Raw genomic sequence first — 22739 nt, 5'->3', positions numbered from 1 at the left:
TAAGAATAATAACAAAATGAGCAAAAACAAAGGAAAAGTAGCAATCGTAACGGGTGCAACAGGTGGTATCGGTTTTGAAGTAGCAAAACGATTAGGAAAAGATGGTTATACTGTAGTTTTAAACGGTATTGAAGATGAAGCAGGTGCAGAAAAAGTAAAAGAACTTACAGGTGAAGGGATTACTGCTGAATACGTAGGATTTGACGTTACTAAAGAAGAAGAAGTAACCTCTAACATTACTAAAATTGGTGAGAAGTACGGAAGAATAGATGTCCTTGTTAACAACGCCGGTGGTTTAGGTGGTCGTTCTAGATTTGAAGAAATGACTACAGACTTCTACAGATTTGTAATGGCTTTAAACTTAGATTCTGTATTTTTTGCTTCTAGAGCAGCAATACCATTCCTTAAAAAAGGGGCACACCCATCAATAATTAATTATACGTCTAACGCAGGTTGGACCGCTGGTGGACCAGGTGCTGGAATCTACGGAACTTCTAAAGCAGGAGTACACGCAATTACTAGAGCTTTAGCTAAAGATTTAGCGGAATACGGAATTAGAGTTAATGCAGTATCTCCAGGTACTATTGATACTCCTTTCCATGCGCAAATTAAAGCAACGAAGCCAGAAGTATTCGCTTCATGGGCAAATAACATTATGTTAGGACGATTAGGACAACCAGAAGATGTTGCTGGTGTTGTATCATTCTTAGCAAGTGAAGATGCATCTTTTGTAACTGCTGAAACTATACAAATTGGTGGTGGTCAAGCATTAGGTATCTAAGACGAGCTGAAATATATATTTAAAAAAAAGCGTTGCTGTGAATCTACAGTAACGCTTTTTTTATAGAGAAGAATCTCTAATAATCAGTTCAGCATCTAAAATAATCTTATTTAAAGTCTGCTTTAATTTGGGTTCCGCAACCCGTTTTAAAAAGGTTTCCGCGGCAATACGACCAATGTCTTTACTGTGTTGTTCTATACTAGAAATTGATGGGGTAACTAAAGACGTAAAAGGTTCGTTACCAAATCCTATTAAGCGGATGTCTTCAGGAACCTTAATCCCTTGTTCGTTTAAAACTTGAAGCGCTCCTAAGGCGGCATAGTCACTGGCTACATAAACCGCATCGGGTCTATTTTCAAGCTGTAACAAATGTGTCATTTCGCGTCGTCCGTCTTCCATTGTCAGTGAACTTTCAATAATAAGACTATCATCGATAGGAAGGTTATTCTTAGTGATGGCATCAATATAACCCTTAATTCTGTTGTTGAAAATACGGGTTCGTCGGTACCCACCAATATGAGCAATGCGTTTACAGCCTTTAGAAATGAGGTGTTCTACAATAACATGACTGCTGTCGTAATCATTAATTCCCACATAATCCACATTCAAATCATTTTCACCACGGTCAAATAAAATCAAAGGTATACCGTTCGATTTTATTTTTTCATAATACGAAAGATCAACCGTTTCATTCGCCATAGAAGCAATAATCCCATCAACTTGCGTATAGAGTAGCGTGTCTATGTTTTTACATTCTTTTTTAAACGACTCGTTAGATTGGGTAATAATAATATTATAACCGGCTTTATCCAATACGGCTTCCATTTGTTCAACCACGGAAGAAAAGAAGTTGCTATTGGTACGGGGCACAACAACACCTACCAAATTACTTTTTCCACGTCTTAAGGCACTAGCCAAATGATTGGGTTGATAGTTGAGTTCTTTAGCCACACGCTTAACAGCGGCTTTGGTTTTTACACTAATCCTAGAATCATCGTGTAGCGCTTTTGAAACTGCTGCAGGAGAAATGTTTAGCGCATTGGCAATGTCTTTTATAGTTGTTCTTTTTTTATTCACCGAGTTTTTATATATTTGCTTAAACGATTAAGCAAAAGTAATGCTTTTACCAAGATAAATCAAAACCCTAACGTTTTGATTTATTTTTAAAAGTGATGGTTAAACGTTTAAGCAAAACAACAATTTATAACTAATAAAACAAATATTTAGAATGAAAAAAGTAGTCACTTTTGGAGAGATCATGCTAAGATTAGCACCTCAACAATTTTTAAGATTTTCACAAGCATCAAGTTTTGATGTTGTTTATGGAGGAGGAGAATCTAATGTTGCAGTGTCTTTAGCAAATTATGGAGTTCCTGTAGATTTTATTACACGTTTACCTAAAAATGATATTGGGGAATGTGCTATGATGGAAATGCGTAAAAGAGGTGTTGGTGTAGACAAAATCGTTTACGGAGGTGACCGTTTAGGGATCTATTTCTTAGAAACAGGTGCCGTAAGTAGAGGATCTAAAGTAGTTTATGATAGAGCACACTCTGCAATTTCTGAAATTGAACCAGGAATGGTAGATTGGAAAGCTGCGTTTAAAGATGTAGCTTGGTTTCATTGGACGGGGATTACACCAGCCATTTCTCAAGGTGCTGCAGATGCTTGTTTAGAAGCCGTAAAAGTAGCAAGTGAAATGGGTGTAACGATTTCAACAGATTTAAATTATAGAGCAAAACTTTGGACGTATTGTGATGATGCTCACCGTGAAAAAGTGATGACAGAATTAACATCGTATTGTGATGTGGTTTTAGGTAATGAAGAAGATGCAGAAAAGCATTTTGGCATTCACCCAGAAGGATTAGATGTTCATAAACATGGTCATGATGTAAAAGCGGAAGCGTTCTTATCAGTTTGTAAGCAAATGATGGAAAAATTCCCAAGAGCTAAAAAAGTTATTACAACCCTAAGAGGATCGATCTCTGCATCTCATAATACATGGGCAGGTGTTTTATATGATGGTTCTAAAATGTATGAAACGCGTCAGTATCAAATTACGGATATCGTAGACCGTGTAGGTGGTGGAGATTCATTTATGGGTGGATTAATTTATGGATTATTGAAATACCCTGAAGATGACCAAAACGCGTTAGATTTTGCTGTTGCAGCATCTTGTTTAAAGCATACTATAAAAGGAGATGCTAACTTAGTAACTGTTTCTGAAGTAGAGAAATTAATGGGCGGAGATGCTTCTGGCCGTGTAGCACGATAAATTATGGCAAATTATACAAGAATTGAAGTTGCAAATGTTATGAAAGAGACCGGAATGGTACCTCTATTTTATAACGATGATATTGAAATTAGTAAAAAAGTAATTAAAGCAACTTACGATGGTGGGGCGCGTTTACTTGAATTTACAGCACGTGGTGATTTCGCTCACGAGGTTTTTGGCGAATTAAACAAATGGGTTCTTAAAGAATTACCAGGGATGATCATGGGGGTTGGGTCTGTAACGGACGCAGCTTCAGCATCACGCTTTATGGCTTTAGGCGCAAACTTTATTGTAACGCCTGTCTTAAGAGAGGATATTGCTATTGTTTGTAACCGACGTAAAGTAGCTTGGTCTCCAGGATGTGGTTCTTTAACCGAAATCTGTAGAGCAGAAGAGTTAGGTTGTGAGGTTGTAAAATTATTCCCAGGTGGTATTTATGGTCCTGATTTTGTAAAGGCCATTCGTGGACCTCAACCTTGGACAAGCATTATGCCAACAGGTGGGGTATCCCCAACAAAAGAAAACTTAGAAGGTTGGTTTAAAGCCGGTGTAACTTGTGTTGGAATGGGCTCTAAATTAATCGCTAAAGGTGCTGATGGTACTTACGATTTAGCAAAAATTGAATCGGATACTAAAAATGCCTTAGAGATTATTAAATCTTTACGCAGCTAAATACATTTAATGGTAACCATTAAGGAACTTTCAATACTATCAGGCTATTCCGTATCAACGGTGTCTAAAGCCTTAAATAATAGACTAGACGTTAGTAAAACAACGCGGCATGCCATACAAGCCATAGCCCAAGAGTGTAACTACGTGCCCAATAATTATGCGGTAGCATTACGGGTGAAAAAATCACAATCTATTATCGCTGTTGTATTACCAGAGGTTACCAATACATCCTATAACCAAGCCCTTTGCTACGTGCAAAAATCGGCAGAGGATTTTGGTTATAGGATTTTATTATACCAATCGTTTTATTCGAAAGACAAAGAAATGGATTACATCAAAAATTTAAATGATGGATCTACAGATGGTGTTATCGTCATGTCTAAAGACGATAAACAAAGTTCGGATTACAGCTATAATTCTCTTCCTATCCAAGTCTTAAACTTAAAAGATAATTTGCCTTTAGACGAAATTAAAAGACGCTCTAAAAACAGTCTTTTAAAGTTAATTGCAAATTGATAAATCCTTATTTTTCTTCTTCTTTTTTATTAAAGTCTCATTGGATATCCTTCAAATTTGCAATCTGTTTTTTTTAAGCATTTTTATTAAATATGTGATAAAATCACATAGAAATTACTTACAAAAATCTTACGTGATCGCTCTAGATTCGGGCTGTTCAAGCGTTTTAGCCTCTGTTTTGTGAGCTAACCATTTTGTTATTAGAGAATTAGAGGTGTTTGTTAATTTTTAAAGAATCTTCAATGATAATTAACGAAAACGTTTTAGTTAACAATTAATTAACTATATTTGGTCAACCAATCTGGTTAACCAGATTTTTAATAAGATATTTTATTGTCTCTATAAGGTGTTTAACACACTCAATAACTTATCTGAAGTTTCATATTAAAACAACTATTAAAAACTAATTTTATGCAAAAACAACTCAAATTTATGAAAATGAAATGGGTTCCATTGGTGGTGTCCATTTTGTTTGGCTTGGTAGTAAATGCCCAGCAAACAGTAACAGGTACTGTTCTAAGTCAGCCTGATGGGCTTCCTTTGCCAGGAGCCAATATTTTAGTGAAAGGGACCACTACGGGAGCCACTACAGATATGGATGGTAATTATAGTATTGAGGTAGAAAATGGTTCTGCAGTTTTAGTATTTAGCTATGTTGGTTTTACACCTCAAAATGTAACGGTAGGTAATCAAACGGTAATTAACGTCACTTTAATAGAAGATTCGAGTCAATTAAGTGAAATTGTTGTGGTTGGTTATGGTACTCGTAAAAAGAGTGATATTACAGGAGCGGTGTCTTCTGTTAAATCTGAAGAACTTAACGCCTTTCCAGTATTAGAAGCAACACAAGCCTTACAAGGACGTGCTGCCGGTGTTGTAGTACAATCTAATAATGGTGGCGAGCCTGGAGCTCCAATCAATATTAAAATTAGAGGAAACACTTCTATTAACGCGAGTAGTTCTCCGCTTATCGTAGTCGATGGGTTTGTGGGGGCAACAATGCCTCAGTCTAGTGATATTGAATCTTTAGAGATTTTAAAGGATGCTTCGGCAACAGCGATTTATGGATCTAGAGGTTCTAATGGGGTGGTTTTAGTGACTACTAAAAAAGGACGTAGCGGAAAACTGACTATTGAACTTAACTCTACATATGCCGTTCAAAGTACGTCTAATGAAATAGATTTATTAAATGCTGATGAGTTTGCCGATTATCAAAACCAAATTAGAGCAAATAATGGGGTAACGACGCCATACGTACAAGGGTCTGCGAATACAGATTGGCAAGACTTAATTTACAAATCAGGAAGTACCGCTAACCATCAAGTTTCTTTCTCTGGAGGATCTGATAAAATTAATTTTTATGCTTCAGGAAACTACTTTAAGCAAGATGGGGTCTTAATTAATTCTGATTTTGAGCGTTTAACCTTTCTGTCTAATATTGATGCGCAAGCTACAGATAAATTAAAGTTAGGATTAAACCTTTTTGGAAGTCGCGGAACTAAAAATGGAGCGGCAACACAATCTAATGGTTCAGTATCTGCGGGTGGTGATGATGTTATTACCTTAGCAATGCGTTATGCACCAGATCAACCGGTTTATAACGATGATGGAACTTATAACTACGGTAATACCGTTGGAGATCCTGTAGATAATCCTTACGCGGTGGCTAAAGAACGTATTGATGAAACTAAGACAGATAATTTTAGAGTGAATTTCTACGCAAATTACGATATATTAGAAGGACTGTCTTTTAAAACAACGTACGGATTTAGTACAGAAAATGCGACACGAGGAATTTATTTACCTTCAGTTTTAAGACAAACGGCTGGTGCTGAAAGCGGAAGAGCTTCTGTAGAGCACGATAAAGAAACGACGATGTTAAGTGAAAATTACTTAACCTATAACAGAGAAATAGGAAAAGGAAACTTAACGTTATTAGCAGGGTACTCGTACCAAAAAACAGTTTCAGAGAACTTTTATTCAGAAGCTACCGGATTTATCTCAGATAGTTTCTCTTTCTACGGTTTAGGTTCTGCAACCAATATCTTACAACCAGATTCTTCAATTTCTGAAGTTGAAATTCAGTCGCAATTTGGTAGAATTAACTACGATTATGATGATAAGTACTTATTAACAGCTACCGTGAGAAGAGATGGTGCTTCTAATTTCGCAGCAAATGAAAAATACGCTATTTTCCCTTCTGCCGCTTTAGGTTGGAAAGTTTCTAGTGAAGATTTCTTAAAAGAAAGTGAGTCTATTTCAAACTTAAAATTAAGATTAAGTTACGGTGTAACAGGGAATCCATCTATCGGGGCTTACGAGTCTTTAGCAAGGTTTGAAACCTTATACGCTTCTAGTAACGGTTCTACAGTAAGTGCTATTACACCAGAACAAGCAGCTAACCCAAACTTAAAATGGGAGTCGTCTTACCAAACGAATTTTGGTGTAGATTTAGGATTGTTTAATAACAAGGTGACATTATCTTTAGATTACTACGATATAGATACTAAAGACCTTATTTTAACCAACAATACCATCACAGAATACTTAGGGTATACAGGAGATGATATCTTAGCTAATATTGGAGAAATTAACAATAGCGGTTTCGAAATTAATTTAAACACTAGAAACATTACAAACGAAGATTTTAGCTGGACAACAGATTTTAATATCTCGTTTAATAAAAATGAAGTGGTAAACTTGGCTAATAATGCCGATTTATATTTTGATGCAACACCAAGTTACTTCAGTCATGATAGAAGTTATGTTTTAAGAGTTGGTGAAGAAGTAGGTCTTTTCTGGGGTTATGATTACACTGGTGTTTACCAAGGTGGAGCATTACCTTCAGGATCAGCAACCTTACCAGGTGGTGTTGCCGGAGATCCATTATTTGCAGATTTAGATGGTAGTGGTGATATTACTGAAGCCGATAGAGGAATTATTGGAAACCCTAACCCTGATTATACCTTCGGATTTACCAATAACTTCAGCTATAAGAATTTCGATTTAAATATCTTTTTCCAAGGTTCTCAAGGTGGTGATATTTTTAACTTAACCAATTCACAGTTATATAACGGTGATGCGAACACCACAAGAGATAATTACTACAATGCATGGACGCCGACAAATACCGATACAAATACACCACGTGTAGGAAACAACAGTAACAGAGAAGTGTCTTCACGTTTTGTAGAGGATGGAAGTTATATCCGTTTAAAAAACATTGCTATTGGTTACAACTTCCCACAAGATCTTATTGAAGATTTAGGGATAGACCGATTAAGATTGAGCTTAAGTGCACAGAACTTATTGACCTTTACAGATTATTCTGGTTTAGATCCTGAAGTTAACTATTACGGTTCAAATGGAAACAACAACACTTCAGCAAACACGGCTCAAGGTTTCGATTTCGGAAACTACCCAACAGTGAAGTCGGTGAGCTTTAGTCTTAATGTGAAATTTTAAGACCACGTAGAGAAGATATATTTTTAATAAAAAAGAAAAGAAATGAAAACATATAAAATAATATTGTTATTGATAGGAGTATCAATAATGGGATGTTCAGATTTAGAAGAAGAACCGGTTGGTTTATTAGCGCCTGATGGATTTTTTCAGACTACGGCAGATATTCAAACCGCAGTAGATGGCGCTTTAACGCACGCAATTAACGAAAAGTTTTGGGGAAGAAAACTCTCTATCGCTTTAATGTTGCGTTCAGATATGGTGAGTTTAGCCTCTAACGAAACGCGTAGAGTAGAAATGGAAGAGTTTACCACCTTAGCAAGTAACGGGATGATTAGTGAGTTTTGGCCAAAAACATATCAAGGTATTGCGGCGGCTAACCAAGCTATTGCCGGAGCAGCAGATGTTAATGTAGATCCAGAAATTAAAAACCCAGTAACGGCACAGGCGTATTTTACTAGAGCCTTTTACTATTTTCACTTGGTAAGATTATTTGGTGATGTGCCTTATATAGACGCTCCAATTACCGATGTAGATGCAGCAACGTCATTGAGCAGAATGCCAGCTTCAGAGGTTTATACCAAAATTATTGCCGATTTAGAGTTCGCTAAAGAGTGGTTACCAAATACGGTAGCTTCAAGAGCAATTCCTTCTAAAGCGGCAGCAAGTTCTTATTTAGCTTTAGTGTATTTAACTATGGAACAATGGCAAAATGCTTATGATGAAGCGACTGAGGTGATTAATAACGCAGGGACTTACAATTTAGCTTTAGATTCAAACTTTCAAAACTTATTTAATGCGGAAGTGATTGATGGGTCTTTAGAGCCAATCTTTGCTTTAGATTACAACAATTTTGAAGCTGATGATAATGCTTATGATCAAATTGCTCCGATGACAGGAATTAGAGGTGATGTCAGAAACTCTGGAGGCGGCTGGTCTGTTGCAGTACCTACCTTGGACGTATACACTACTTGGGATGCAGATGATTACAGAAGAGCGGTAAGCTTAGATGATGTTGCTAAATTTGATGATGATAATGATGAAAACACCCCGGCTGTAGCCTATCCATATACACAGTTTGATATTAGTGGTCATGAGTTTGCTAAGAATGTGCCATACATTGCAAAGTATACCCGTTTCCCAGAACCTTTTGCTCGTGCAAATGCGAGAGCAACAAGTCATAATTATTCAATGATTCGTTATGCTGAGGTTTTATTAATTGCTGCTGAAGCGGCTGTAGAATTAGGTAACAATGCAGCGGCCTTAAATTATATTAATCAAGTTCGTGCAAGAGCAAGAATGGGTGGTCAAACCATGACAGGGGCTGGTGTTGAAATCACTGTGCCACCAAGTGCTGCCCCTGCAGATCTTACCGGTACGGTTACTGTAGAGGATGTTTTAGAAGAGCGTCGTTTAGAGTTGGCTTTTGAAGGGAAAAGATGGTACGATATTGCAAGAAGAAAAATTGGTAATACAGTCTTTGGAAGTACAGGGTTAGAAGGTTCAAAACCTAACTTTTCTGATACCGATTATATATTACCAATTCCTGAGGATGAATTAGAGCGTAACCCTAATTTGTTACCACAGAATCCGGGATACTAAGAGTTTACTAGAGGGTGAAAAGAAATCTCTTTTCGTCTTAAATCTTTGGGTTTGCATCGGTCATGTAATGTAAACCCTTAGATTAAGATCTTAGCAAGGCGGTTTTCAAAAGTAGAAGGAAACCTCTTAAATAGGACATAAAAACAGATCCTAACTTTAGCCATAGTATGGTTGTAAGTTAGGATCTGTTGGTTTTATATGATAGGTTTATATCGCTAAGAAAGGCCTGCTTTAAACTGGTTTTTGTCTAAGCTTATTCGACCACGCATTTTAAAACTTTTACAGGACGTTGTGCTTTTAAAAAGGTAATATAATAGAGCCCCGGACTTAGTCCTGCAACGTTTAATTTGTATTTTTTAAGACGGTTCTTAATCGGGATTGTCTCGCCCTTAGTATTGTAAAGCAACACAGTATCATAATCATCTACTCTAGCGTTTTTAAAGGTAACCGTGTTTTTTGAAGGGTTAGGGACTAAGGTGATTTCCGCAGCCAAAGCTTCAAAATCTGAAACCGATAAAGGCCCTAATTCTTCTATGCTGAATTGGGCAAAGCGGAGCATTTCATCCTTTAGGTCTTGGCTGTTATTAAGACTTCTGTAAATACCCCATTTCGGACGTGCAAAAGAAGCACCATTTTGCCAAGTATCCATAGCCGTATTTGTGTAAGACATAATAGTACTGTTATCGGCGAGGTTTTGAAGGCTAATCGCATAACTGCCTTCATCGGCAAAAGTGATGGTTTCTGTAACTTCAACCCATTGGCCACGTAGCAAGTTGAGATCCGCTGTTTGTATGGTGTTTTGTGAATTGGTTGGCGTATAGCGCAATTCTATGCGGTCTGGATTTCCTTTCCGAAGTGTTAAGGTAATCATAGGAATAGAGGCGTAAGGGCCATCAACGGATTTAATTTGATGGATGTGCGTAAAACTTGATGACACCTGAAAATCAGAAGGCAATTTAAATTTCCACTTGTATTGTACGGTTTCGCCCTCTGTTGCTTTTAAATGGTCTGGAGAAGACGCATAGGTTTTTATTTCTATACGCTGTCTATCAGAATTTATACAACGATCATTATCGGGTGTTTTATGGGCTATAAAACGAAAAACATGTGTATCGAGGTCGGCATCAAAGACTTCATCAATATGACGACCAAATTCAGGATGACTGCAGTCAGGGACTTCTACAGCATTATAACCTGGGGCTAGTACGGCATTAATGTCTTCATAAGTATTGCCCGATCCGTTGGCATTTAAAACGGTTTGTGATGGACTCCAAGAGATCGCAAAACAAACCATGCTCAGAGTTAGTAAAGGTGTTTTCATAACGCTTAAATTAATTGGTTAACCAATTTTGGTGGATTAAAGATACTACTAAATTTTCTCATTTTATAACCACAGGGATCCGATTTAATGAAATCACGAGGCTTATGAGATTTATATAAAAGGAATCAGATTTATAGGTTCTTGGCTTCAAAAGAGCATAATTAAAGCTATATCTCTATGTTGATTATAATGCTAAAATTGCTGCTGAAGGCTTATGGTTATTGGAGTTTTTAAGGCTTAAAATTTTTTAGTGTTGTGGTTAGTGTATTCTGGCTTTTAAAGGTAGGGGCTGAAGGTGAAAAGATGATAATTGTCATTTATTTATATCAAATATTAACAATTGTGTAATATTTTAATTATTTTTTAATTAATATGGTTTTTCCTAATAATTTTGACTATATTTGGTAAACCAGATTGGTAAACCAATTTTTAATTCAGGCTTTTTTCTCTATATCAATACCTTAAGACTGTTAAAAAAACCAATATAGTAACTTTTAAAAACAACAATCATGAAACAACCTTTACTCTTCGCTTTACTTTTAGTAACAGCAATGGGCTTCGCCCAAACATTTAGTAATATTCCTACGGGAACAGGATATTACATTAACAAATTAATTGTGAGTCCTAATGGATCTGACTTAACAAAAGAGCTGATTGAAGTTAGAGGACCAGCCAATCAAGTGATCCCTGATGATCTTTGGTTACTTGTTATTGACGGTGATGGTAATGCGAGTAACTACGGAAAGGTGACTCAAGAAATCCAATTAGGTGATGGCACAAGAACTTTTGGTGCCAATGGTATTTTTGCTATCGTTTGTAATTATACGGATGAAAACACCAATGAAGTAACGATGAATCCTTATTCAGCTTTAATGGATCCTGATGCTACTGTGCTTACCATAGAGTTAACAGGGAATAATGTTACGGGTGGTAGTTCTAGTAATGTGTCTTCACAAACCCCAGATATTGGGTATAATGGTAATTTTGCTGATGCTTCGGGTTCTTATATGTTAATTAGAGGAACGGATCCTGATGGTGTTGCTGTAGATGGCCCAGAAAGTGGGGAAGGTTTAGCTTTTGATGGAAATATTGATGCAACAGGAGATCATACCTCTTGGATTTTATACGATTCTGTAGCCTATTTAGATGATGATGTTGAAAATGGACTCCCAGAGCGAGGCTATGCACAAGTGGTTTTTGCACAAGATATGGCCGTTAATGGTGCTGATCAAACGGCAACTGCAGGAGCAACAGTTATAGATTTCCCAGGGTCTGACCCACATATTATTATGAGACAAGGGACAAATACAGGATATACCACTAGCGATTGGGCTATTGGAGATACAAGTGGTAGTGCTCCAGATTGGGAACTTGATGATGAAGATGCACTTCCTGCAGCCTTTTTAGGATGGGCTGGTATTAATACGGTTTACGGGGCTTTAAACCCAACCGCTGAAACCTTATCAACAGAACAGTTCAACCTTAATACATTAAGCGTATACCCTAATCCTGCAGATGATCATATTACAATTAAAGGTACAGATCAGACTATTGATTCTGTAGAGATCTTTAGCATCCTAGGAAAACGTGTTTTAAAAACAACAAGTTTAATGAATGACGCCGTTGATGTGTCAGAATTGACCTCAGGGGTTTACTTACTAAAAATAAATTCTGGAGTAAATTCAGTAACGAAAAGAATAATTATAGAGTAGTGATTTTTAATTATTAGAAAGTGAAGAGGGCAACTTAATTTAAGTTGCCTTTTTCTATGCTATAAAGTCAAAGGAGGGACTAAGAATTATTGTTGCTGGTGTCCGTCTTCAAGCATTAGGGCGGTGAGAATGATCTTGAAATGGGGGCCATTATTATAGTTCAAAGTCATATAAAAATCTATTTTTCTAAAATTTAAGAGCTTAAATTCTTGTTTGTTGTTCGGGGAAAATGATCTTTTAACCATTAACCATTAACCATTAACCATTAACCATTAACCATTAACCATTAACCATTAACCATTAACCATTAACCATTAACCATATCAATCCAGAAAGTAAAGGCATAAAAAAAGCTAAACACAAGGACTTGTGTTTAGCTTTTTTAACTTTGGTCTGCACCGCTCAATTAGGGTTTAGGCCAATTAAAGCCGTATCATTATTGGCTTTTAATAATGGTGATTTTTTACTTGGAATATAGTTATTACTGTCTTCCCATTTTGGGTTTTTAAAGATCAAATTAACTTCTTTGGCCCCTTTACTCGTTTTAGGATAGCCATTATCATCAAATAAACAATTGGTAATAACATTGTTTGTCCCTTTTAGATTGACAGGGTTTTGAGATTTATAACTATTTATAAATACTGAGTTCTTTATAAGCACCTCGTGAATACCATTGCTAATCACAGATCGTCCTTTTTCTTCATTGGCCACTTGATCAAAAATACTATTAATAATCTGTAGTTTTCCGCCCTCAATACTTGGGTCGGGGATGCTTCGAATATAATTTATAGCAAACTCCTCAATATTTTTGAAGATACAATTATCAATCTCTAGTTCTAAAGCGTTATATTTTCCAAAATTATCTTTATCATAAGAGAGATTTAAGCCTCTATAACTGTCTTTAAACGTGCTGTTCTTAAAAGATAATGAACTTGCTAAAGTCCCTTCATAAGCTTTAAAAATGCTGCCTCCATTTTGTGTGGTAAAGTTTTGAAATGTACAGTTTTCAACATTTAAGGCATAGGTGATAGATTCCATCTTATTTGGCGATACAATGGCGTATTTAGGCGGACTGTTATGCGCGGCATCAAAAATGATGTGCTTTAACGTTAACGCACCACCTTCATTAATTCGAATAAAATAAGAGAAGGGTTTCTCTATACCATCTTGCATTTTAAATAGGGTTTGACCCGTAGTAGAACCAACAACGGTAATGGATTTGCTAACTTTAAGGCTTTTTGTAAATTCATAAACCCCTTCTTTTAAAGTAATAACATCACCATCTTTAGCTTTGCTAAAAACTTTAGAAAGTGTCCCAATACCGGGCTCAATAATAAGATCTTCAGCCTTTGTTATTGGAGCAACAATATTAGGTTTCCATCCTGGACCGGTGCGGGCAATCAAAGCTCTAGGAACTTTAGTGTTATTAAGGTTAAAAGCACCAGCGACATAAGGAGTTCTCTCGGTGTTTGTAATATCTTGAGTTGGACTTTTAGATGTCGAGGTTACGCTTTTAAGAACAGGATTGTTCTCTGTAGGCATTGGTAAAGATTTTAACAGCGTCCAGTCAATAGTCGTTTTCGTAAAATAATTAGCATTTACCACGGCTTCACTATCTACAATGTTTCCAGAAAAAGTGATGCCATCAACACGATCTGAGATCTCTAAAATTTTACCTCCCGTGGTATTGGTAATTACGTTGTTGGCAAATACGGTTTGCATAGGGGGTAGGCTTAACTCATCACTCTTACCAGCGCCAAAAGTCATAGGTCCACAATTAATAATCGTGTTATTCTGAATGTCTACATGTTTCACTTGGTGGTACCTGTTTAATGGCGAATTAGGAACCCCATTCATAAGAACAATAGGACCTCTATAATCATTTCCGGCCAACCCAATCAGCAAGTTATTTCTTATAATATGCCCTTCATTAATGACTCTAATTCCACCCGTTTGTGGAACATTATTACCAAGAAAAACATTGTTTTCAACTAAGGCATTATTTCCGTGTCTTAAAGTAAGCGTCCCTTTACTCTCAATAAAAAGGTTGTTTCTATAGATGTTATCTCCAGATTTATTAGAGATAATTTCAATTTCCCCATTACAAGATTTAAAGGTGTTGCTTTCTACAATAGTTTTTGAAGATTTCATAGAATTTTGGCTCGTTCCAATTCTTATGGTTTCTCCGCCATTTTCACCTAAATCCGGACGGAAGCCAAAATAATTATGATCGATTTGGTGGTTGTTTTCAATATGTTCTTCACTTTTAAGCCATACCACTAAGGTTGTTCCAGCAGAACTTTTGCCCGTAAAATTATTATGATCTACTCGGTTGTTTTTTCCCCATAAATCGACCCAATGATTTTTTATATTATCATCAGCAACATCAAAATAGGAAATTGTAGAATTGGTTAATCGGCAATGGTTAGCAAATTCTTTGGAGTTTTTTCGGAATTGCACCACATGTTTTTTAGTAGAATGTCCATCTTTAAACCAAAGGCCGCTAACAATAACATAGCTTCCATAGATGCTTAAACTAGAATCACCGGTAAGTATAACCTCTCCAGGTGTTTCTGCTTTAATAATAATAGGATTTTCTTTGGTTCCCTCACCATGCGCTAGAAGGTCGGTATCTTTCCATTCGCCATTTTTTAGAATTATAGTTCCACCGTTTTTAACTTGAGTTAGGGCTTGGTTAAATTCGTCTATATTAGAAACCTTAATGTCTTGCGCTGGTAGAGAGTGAAGCAACAAAAAAGCACTAATAAAGCAAAGTAGTTGTGTTGTTTTCATGTATTAAAATAGTTCGTTATTTGTGTTTTATAAAAATAAGCAAAAAACGGGTCTATTATTAAATTTTAAGCCTAAAAATGAACCTTAATTAGGGGCTTTTTATCTTATGTTTTAGTGATTTATTATGTAAATTGCTGCCAACGAATAAAGCAACTTCAATTTTATTATTTTAATTCCCAATACATTCTGAAAAAGGCAATTCAATATATGGTGATCAGTGCTTTAGCATTCACATTTTTAAATGTGTTTGTAAAGACCTTATCAAATTTTAGTGTTTATCAAATTGTGTTTTTTAGATCTATAGGCTCCTTGTTTTTTACGTTTCCATTTCTCATAAAAAATAAGATTTCATTCCTTGGGAATAAAAAAGGGTTACTGATTTTACGAAGTGTATTTGGCGTAACCTCAATGACCTTATTTTTCTTGTCTATTCGGTATATTGCGATGGGGACGGCAGTCTCAATTCGTTATATCGCTCCTATTTTTGCCGCTTTCTTTGCGCTATTTTTTCTAAAGGAAAAAGTTCGATTTATACAATGGGTATTTTTCGCCATTGCCTTTTTAGGGGTAGTAATTCTGAAGGGGTTTGATAATAATATGCAGGTAGAAGGGATTATCTATGCTTTGGTGTCAGCATTGTTTTCGGGTTTAATTTTTATTATCATCAGAAAAATAGGAAATCAAGACCATCCGGTGGTTGTGGTTAATTATTTTATGATTATATCGGCTGTAATAGGCGGACTTTTGGCTATAAATAGTTGGAAAAACCCCATAGGTCTCGAATGGTTAATTTTAATGAGTCTTGGCGTTTTTGGCTATTTTGCACAGCTCTACATGACCAAAGCTATGCAGGTTGGCGAAACCAACCAAGTCGCACCACTAAAATATCTTGAAGTTATCTTCACCATGATTATCGGGTTAATTTGGTTTGGTGAGACCTATACCATTTGGAGTTTAATTGGGATTTTATTAATCGTATTAGGTCTCACCTTAAATGTGGTTACCAAAAGAAAATAACCTTGAGACTTTAAAATAATTGGGAAGCAATGGCCTTTACATTGTCACTTTTTCCCATAGAATAATAATGCAATACAGGAACTCCTGCTTGTTGTAATTCTTTAGATTGTTGTACAGCCCATTCCACACCAACTTGTCTAACGGCTTTATTATCCTTACAGCTTTCAACCGCTTCAATTAGGGTTTCAGGTAAATCAATTTTAAAAACCTGTGGCAATAACTGTAAATGGCGTTTTACAGCAAGGGGTTTAATTCCCGGAATAATAGGCACATTAATACCTTCTGCCTTGGCAGCCTCCACAAATTGAAAATATTTTTGATTATCAAAAAACATTTGTGTCACTACATAATCAGCACCGGCATCTACCTTTTGTTTAAGACGCTTAAGGTCTGTTTTTAAAGAGGGTGCTTCCAAATGCTTTTCTGGATAGCCTGCCACACCGATACAGAAATCGGCTTTATCATGCCCTTCAGCAACATCGTGTAAATACTGCCCTTTATTTAAATTTTGAATTTGTTCTACCAAGCCTTTTGCAAATTGATGTCCGCCATCACAAGCTTCAAAATACTGCTGATGTTTCATAGCGTCCCCGCGTAAAGCCATCACATTATTAATGCCTAAATAATGACAATCTACAAGTAGATACTCTGTTTCTTCCTTTGTAAATCCTCCACATAATACATGCGGCACGGTGTCGACGTCGTATTTGTGTTTTATTGCGGCACAGATTCCCACCGTTCCTGGGCGCATCCGTGTAATCTTTCGATCTAAAAGCCCGTCTTTTTCAATATACAAGTATTCCTCTCTAGATGTGGTCACATCAATAAAAGGAGGATTAAACTCCATTAAAGGATCGATATTATTATAAAGTTGCTGAATACTATTTCCTTTTTTAGGAGGAATAATTTCGAAGGAAAATAATGTTTTTCCATTAGCCTTGTTGATGTGGTCTGTTACTTTCATAGTATTGCCCACGAAAGTGGGTATCTCTTTAATGTTTACTCTTATTTTTTATTGGCGTTACTTTTGCTGATACTTACAAGTTTCTTAAAATCTTGCAGGAACACAATGTTGTAAAGGACCTGCTAGGTTTTTAAAACCTGCTAGGTCTAAGATTAAGGTTTAATTAATCTGCAATATTTGGACTGAGCCATTTTGTTGCTTCTTCATTAGAAATTTTTCTACGTTGGCTATAGTCTTCTATTTGATCTTCTTTAATTTTTCCTAAGCCAAAATATTTGGCTTCAGGATTTCCAAAATAATAACCGCTTACACTGGCTGCTGGCCACATGGCTAAACTCTCGGTAAGTTTAACCCCAATGTTTTCTTCAACCTTTAAAATGTTCCAAATACTTGTCTTTTCTAGGTGATCTGGGCAGGCAGGGTAACCCGGTGCAGGACGAATCCCTTTATAGTTTTCTTTGATTAACTCGTCGTTAGATAAGTCTTCATTTTTAGCATAACCCCAATGTTTTGTTCTTACTTCTTTATGTAAATATTCTGCAAAGGCCTCGGCCAAACGATCGGCTAAAGCTTTAATCATAATGGAATTATAATCGTCGTGTTCGGCTTCAAATTGAGCAGCTAATTCTGCCGTTCCAAATCCTGTAGAGACACAAAAACAGCCCATATAATCTTGAATATTGCTAGCTTTTGGAGCTATAAAATCGGCTAAAGCAATATTGGGTTTACCTTCAGATTTTTTGGATTGCTGGCGAAGGGTTAAGAAATTGTATTTGTCTGGTCGAGCGCAGTCGAGACCTTCTTTAGCAGATGTTGAATTTGAAACCTCTCGACTGCGCTCGAGGTGACATTCTTCAATAGTAATCTCAATATCATCATCATTTACCGTATTGGCTTCAAACAATCCAAAAATAGCTTTGGCTTTAAGCAGTTTTTCATCAAAAATACGTTTCAATAACACCTGTGCATCGGCAAATAAGTCGGTGGCTTGTTCGCCAACCACATTATCCGTTAAAATGGCTGGATATTTGCCATGTAAATCCCAACTTCTAAAAAATGGCGACCAATCAATAAATTCTTCAAGTTTTGTGATGTCGAAATCTTCAATAATTTGAATCCCTAATTGTGCTGGTTTTACAATTTCAGAAGTATTCCAATTGATTTTGAATTTATTTTTTCGCGCCTCAGCAAGGGTTAAATAGTCCTTTTTCTTGGTTCGTTTTAAAAATTGCTCACGGAAGGCATCATACTCTTCTCGTATCTGATTTTTATAAATTTTACTGTCGTTCTGAAGCAGATTCCCAACAACGGTCACCGCTCTTGAGGCATCATTAATATGAACCACCGTATTGTTATAATGCGGGGCAATTTTTACAGCCGAATGCGCTCTAGAGGTTGTGGCCCCACCGATAATTAAGGGAATGTCTATCTTTTCTTTTTCAAGCGATTTAGATACATAAACCATCTCATCAAGTGATGGTGTAATTAAACCACTCAACCCAATGATATCGACCTTTTCTTTAATGGCGGTTTCAATGATTTTTTCTGGTGGCACCATAACTCCAAGGTCAATGATTTCGTAATTATTACAACCTAAAACGACACTCACAATATTCTTTCCAATATCATGCACATCACCTTTAACAGTGGCCATTAATATTTTACCTGCGAACTCTTGTTTACCGTCCTTTTCAGCTTCAATAAAAGGTTGCAAATAAGCCACGGCTTTTTTCATAACGCGTGCCGATTTTACCACTTGCGGTAAGAACATTTTACCACTTCCAAATAAATCGCCAACCACATTCATTCCAATCATTAAATGGCCTTCGATGACTTCAATAGGTTTGGTGGAAGCTAAGCGGGCTTCCTCTACATCTTCAATAATAAAAGCATCAATTCCTTTGACTAAGGCGTGTGTAATACGATCTTGAAGTGGATCATTTCGCCATTCCTGTACTTTGTTGTCTTGCTCTTTTTTCTGTCCTTTTACAGAATCGGCAAAATCTAATAAACGCTCTGTAGCATCATCGCGTCTATCAAAGAGAACATCTTCTACACGTTCTAATAAATCCTTATCAATTTCATCATAAACCTCAAGCATAGTAGGGTTTACAATTCCTAAGTTCATGCCGTTTTTAATGGCGTGATATAAAAATGCGGAATGCATCGCTTCACGCACCACATTATTTCCTCTAAACGAAAACGAGACATTACTCACACCTCCAGAAACGTTAGCATAAGGTAAATTTTCACGAATCCATTTGGTGGCTTCAAAAAAGTCGAGTGCATTTCTGCGATGCTCGTCCATTCCTGTAGCCACCGGAAAAATATTAGGGTCAAAAATGATATCTTGAGCAGGAAATTTTAGTTCGTTGACCAAAATGTGATACGAACGTTTGCAAATTTCAATACGTCTCTGGTAATTATCGGCTTGGCCATCTTCATCAAAAGCCATAACCACAACAGCAGCGCCATAGCGTTTAATCAGTTTAGCATGATGTTTAAATTGTGCTTCGCCTTCTTTTAAACTGATGGAGTTAACGACACATTTCCCTTGCGCCACCTGCAAGCCCGCTTCTATAATTTCCCATTTAGAGCTATCAATCATAATAGGAATTCTAGAAATATCGGGTTCTGAAGCGATCAGATTTAGAAAGGTGGTCATGGCATAAACACCATCTAACATCCCTTCGTCCATGTTCACATCTAAAATTTGCGCACCACCATCTACTTGGTCTCTTGCCACTTCTAAAGCTTCATCGTATTTTTCTTCTTTAATAAGTCGAAGAAATTTACGTGAGCCTGTGACATTGGTGCGTTCACCGACGTTGATGAAGTTGCTATCTGGTGTTACAACGAGCGGTTCTAGTCCAGAAAGCGTTAAGTACTTTTGGTTTTTAGGGGGTTGTTGATAGTTGCTAGATGCACTCATGTTACTTTTTTGATTTGAAATAATTAATGAATCCGTTAAGTAGCTTTTTGCAAGAGGTAACGTGTTCTAAAATTTTTTTTAATTGATCTTCTGCGATATAATTTAAATCGAAAGCTAAATAAAGTTGTGTTTTGAGTTCTTATAATGAACCTTTTGAAATAAATAAAAAATGAATGGTTTCATTGTTTGATTGTCGTCCTAAACCTTCTGCAATGTTAGAAGGTATAGATATTGAACATCGTCTTATTTGATTCGTTAAGGCGTACAATTCTTTTTTGGGAAACGAATTGCTTAATTCGTAAACCTTTTTTACATGCTCCCTTGAAAATTTCCAAACCTCCAAATCTTTATAATCCATTTTGTTCACTTTAACTGACCACTAGCAACTATACACCAACCACCAACTTTCTAGGTTCATACTTCTGAGCGACTTCAGCGATGGCTTTGATGTGCTCAGGACTTGTGCCACAACAACCTCCAATAATATTGATGAGGTTGTCTTTTAGGTAGTCTTCAATGTAGCTTTGCATTTGCTCTGGTGTTTCATCATATTCTCCAAAAGCATTTGGTAAACCTGCGTTAGGATGTGCTGAGGTAAAAAACTCAGTTTCGTTAGATAAGCGTTGTAAATACGGTTTTAGTTGTTGCGCGCCAAGGGCACAATTAAAGCCCACACTTAAAAGCGGAATATGAGAAATAGACGTTAAAAAGGCTTCAACGGTTTGCCCGGATAAGGTTCTTCCAGAAGCGTCCGTTATCGTTCCGGAAACCATAATTGGGATATCAATATGACGTTCCTCTTTCACTTCTTCAATCGCAAATAAAGCAGCTTTCGCATTAAGCGTATCAAAAATAGTTTCAACCAAAAGCATGTCCACACCGCCATCAATTAGAGCTTCTACTTGTTGTTTGTAAGCGACACGTAGCTCGTTAAAGGTGATGGCTCTGTATTCTGGTCTATTCACATCTGGCGATAAGCTAGCGGTTTTATTGGTAGGGCCAATACTTCCGGCAACAAAGCGCGGTTTTTCAGGATTTTCTTTCGTGAATTTATCCGCAACGTCTCTGGCAATTTTAGCCGATTCATAGTTGAGCTCATAAACCAAATCTTCCATGTCGTAATCGGCCATAGCAATGGTAGTCCCAGAAAAGGTATTGGTTTCTACGATATCGGCACCAGCTTCAAAATACTTAGCGTGAATAGCGGCTATGGCTTCAGGTTGGGTTAGGGATAATAAATCGTTATTCCCTTGTAATGGCGATGGGTAATCCTTAAAACGTTCGCCTCTAAAATCTTCTTCAGAGAAGCTATATTGCTGAAGCATGGTTCCCATGGCGCCATCGAGAACTAAGATTCGTTTTCGTAATTGGTCTGTTATTTTGCTCATAATATGGTTGTGTTCTCGATATAATTTATGCCAATGTCATAAAATCACTCGAACTGACTTTAGTTTTCTAAAGCCTGTTTTAAATCGTTAATAATATCTTCAGGATGCTCTAGGCCTACAGAAACTCTGATTAATCCTGATGTAATTCCGGTTTCTAAACGAACAGATTCAGGGATTTTAGCATGTGTTGTAGAGGCCGGATGCGTCACTATGGTTCTTGTATCTCCAAGATTTGCCGAGAGCGATAATAGTTTGATGGCATTCAAAAATTGCTTCCCTGCTTCAATGCCGCCTTTAATTTCAAAAGCCACGATGTTTCCACCAGCTTTCATTTGTTTTTTAGCCAATTCGTATTGCGGATGCGATTTTAAAAATGGGTATTTTACAACATTCACCAAATGATGCGATTCTAAAAAATGGGCCACTTTTAACGCATTATCACAATGTCTATCTACGCGCACCGGTAAGGTTTCTAGGCTTTTAGATAATACCCATGCATTAAATGGCGATAGGGAAGGACCGGTGTTTCTTGAAAATAAATAAATCTTCTGAATCAGTTCTGAGTCGCCAACAACTACACCTCCTAAAACACGACCTTGACCATCTATTAACTTAGTGGCCGAATGGATGACTAAATCGGCCCCAAATTTAATAGGCTGTTGCAAGTAAGGTGTGGCAAAACAATTGTCTATAATAAAAATAAGGTTGTGTTTTTTTGCAAGGGCCCCAATTCGTTCTAAGTCTAAAATATCTACAGCAGGATTGGTTGGGCTCTCGGCATAGATTACTTTTGTGTTGGGCTGAATAAGGCTTTCAATCGTATCGAGCTCATCAATTTTAAAATAACTCGTTGCAATGTTCCACTTTGGTAAAATGGTATTGAATAAGGTTTGTGTAGACCCAAAGATACTTCTGCAAGATAAGATATGATCTTCAGCATTAAGTAAAGCGGCAAAGGTTGAAAATACGGCCGACATCCCCGACGCAAAGGCATAGCCACGTTCAGCACCTTCCATCAGACAGATTTTCTCTATAAATTCTGAAGTGTTCGGGTTGGAGTAACGGCTATAAATATTGCGTTCCTTTTCATCGGCAAAGGAAGCACGCATATCTTCAGCATCCTCAAATACGTAGCTAGAGGTTAGGTATAAAGGACTTGAATGTTCTAAAAATTGCGAACGTTCTAATTGTGTGCGTATAGCTTGTGTTTCAATACGATTAGATTTCATTTTTTTCTATTTAAAAAAAATCAAAAAACTAAAAACGTCAAAAGACGTAGGTATAGAAAAAGTTATAAAGAATAA

The 22739-nt window shown here is 36.7% G+C and carries 15 protein-coding genes and 1 pseudogene; 8 read left to right on the top strand and 8 right to left on the bottom strand.

Annotation, left to right across the window (positions count from 1 at the left end):
• The first annotated feature begins 16 nt into the window (after positions 1-16).
• Positions 17-781: an SDR family NAD(P)-dependent oxidoreductase gene (locus DFQ08_RS00685; protein WP_114307880.1), complete on the top strand. Its 765-nt coding sequence runs from the start codon at positions 17-19 to the stop codon at positions 779-781.
• A 60-nt stretch (positions 782-841) separates the two neighbouring features.
• Here DFQ08_RS00685 and DFQ08_RS00680 read toward each other — a convergent pair whose 3' ends face one another.
• Positions 842-1858 (bottom strand): LacI family DNA-binding transcriptional regulator, encoded by a 1017-nt coding sequence (locus DFQ08_RS00680; protein WP_114307879.1) that lies wholly within the window; start codon positions 1856-1858, stop codon positions 842-844.
• Positions 1859-2009: 151 nt separating this feature from the next.
• Here DFQ08_RS00680 and DFQ08_RS00675 point away from each other — a divergent pair, with 151 nt between their 5' ends.
• From DFQ08_RS00675 to DFQ08_RS00655, 5 genes are all read left to right on the top strand, one after another.
• Complete coding sequence (locus DFQ08_RS00675) at positions 2010-3056, top strand: sugar kinase (RefSeq protein WP_114307878.1); 1047 nt, start codon at positions 2010-2012, stop codon at positions 3054-3056.
• 3 nt (positions 3057-3059) lie between these two features.
• A complete protein-coding gene (locus DFQ08_RS00670) occupies positions 3060-3728 on the top strand; it encodes a bifunctional 4-hydroxy-2-oxoglutarate aldolase/2-dehydro-3-deoxy-phosphogluconate aldolase (RefSeq protein ID WP_114307877.1) in 669 nt (222 codons plus the stop codon).
• 9 nt (positions 3729-3737) lie between these two features.
• The gene (locus DFQ08_RS00665) at positions 3738-4244 is read left to right on the top strand and encodes a LacI family DNA-binding transcriptional regulator (protein ID WP_114307876.1); all 507 of its coding nucleotides are present in this window, start codon (positions 3738-3740) and stop codon (positions 4242-4244) included.
• Positions 4245-4655: 411 nt separating this feature from the next.
• Positions 4656-7709, top strand: a complete 3054-nt coding sequence (locus tag DFQ08_RS00660; RefSeq protein ID WP_245935340.1) for a SusC/RagA family TonB-linked outer membrane protein — start codon at positions 4656-4658, stop codon at positions 7707-7709.
• A gap of 42 nt (positions 7710-7751) precedes the next feature.
• Positions 7752-9308 carry a RagB/SusD family nutrient uptake outer membrane protein gene (locus tag DFQ08_RS00655; RefSeq protein ID WP_114307874.1) on the top strand — a complete coding sequence of 519 codons (1557 nt, stop codon included), beginning with the start codon at positions 7752-7754 and terminating at the stop codon, positions 9306-9308.
• A 253-nt stretch (positions 9309-9561) separates the two neighbouring features.
• On the opposite strand, the gene DFQ08_RS00650 is transcribed toward DFQ08_RS00655, so the two are convergent.
• On the bottom strand, positions 9562-10629 hold the full coding sequence (locus DFQ08_RS00650) for a heparin lyase I family protein (RefSeq protein ID WP_114307873.1): 1068 nt from the start codon (positions 10627-10629) through the stop codon (positions 9562-9564).
• Between the two features lie 509 nt (positions 10630-11138).
• Here DFQ08_RS00650 and DFQ08_RS00645 point away from each other — a divergent pair.
• Entirely contained in the window at positions 11139-12341 is a 1203-nt protein-coding gene (locus DFQ08_RS00645; RefSeq protein ID WP_114307872.1) for a T9SS type A sorting domain-containing protein, read from the top strand.
• A 402-nt stretch (positions 12342-12743) separates the two neighbouring features.
• Here the strand turns inward: DFQ08_RS00645 and DFQ08_RS00640 are convergent, their stop codons facing one another.
• The gene (locus DFQ08_RS00640; protein ID WP_114307871.1) at positions 12744-15134 is read right to left on the bottom strand and encodes a polysaccharide lyase 6 family protein; all 2391 of its coding nucleotides are present in this window, start codon (positions 15132-15134) and stop codon (positions 12744-12746) included.
• A 183-nt stretch (positions 15135-15317) separates the two neighbouring features.
• On the opposite strand from DFQ08_RS00640, the gene DFQ08_RS00635 reads away from it, so the two are divergent.
• Positions 15318-16151: a DMT family transporter gene (locus tag DFQ08_RS00635; protein ID WP_394347170.1), complete on the top strand. Its 834-nt coding sequence runs from the start codon at positions 15318-15320 to the stop codon at positions 16149-16151.
• Between the two features lie 10 nt (positions 16152-16161).
• On the opposite strand, the gene metF is transcribed toward DFQ08_RS00635, so the two are convergent.
• The 5 genes and pseudogenes from metF to DFQ08_RS00610 form a co-directional block, all read right to left on the bottom strand.
• Positions 16162-17115 carry a methylenetetrahydrofolate reductase [NAD(P)H] gene (gene metF, locus DFQ08_RS00630; protein WP_114307869.1) on the bottom strand — a complete coding sequence of 318 codons (954 nt, stop codon included), beginning with the start codon at positions 17113-17115 and terminating at the stop codon, positions 16162-16164.
• Positions 17116-17278: 163 nt separating this feature from the next.
• Positions 17279-20047 (bottom strand): methionine synthase, encoded by a 2769-nt coding sequence (gene metH, locus DFQ08_RS00625; protein ID WP_114307868.1) that lies wholly within the window; start codon positions 20045-20047, stop codon positions 17279-17281.
• Between the two features lies 1 nt (position 20048).
• Positions 20049-20405: pseudogene (locus tag DFQ08_RS00620) on the bottom strand (four helix bundle protein).
• 28 nt (positions 20406-20433) lie between these two features.
• On the bottom strand, positions 20434-21435 hold the full coding sequence (locus tag DFQ08_RS00615; RefSeq protein WP_114307867.1) for a homocysteine S-methyltransferase family protein: 1002 nt from the start codon (positions 21433-21435) through the stop codon (positions 20434-20436).
• Positions 21436-21494: 59 nt separating this feature from the next.
• Positions 21495-22664 (bottom strand): trans-sulfuration enzyme family protein, encoded by a 1170-nt coding sequence (locus tag DFQ08_RS00610; protein ID WP_114307866.1) that lies wholly within the window; start codon positions 22662-22664, stop codon positions 21495-21497.
• Positions 22665-22739: the final 75 nt, after the last annotated feature.

This window comes from Winogradskyella arenosi (genome assembly GCF_003337305.1).
In the GTDB taxonomy this organism is placed as follows: Bacteria; Bacteroidota; Bacteroidia; order Flavobacteriales; family Flavobacteriaceae; genus Winogradskyella; species Winogradskyella arenosi.
Note: the sequence above shows the minus strand (reverse complement) of the source record. Positions and strands in the feature narration are given on the sequence as shown.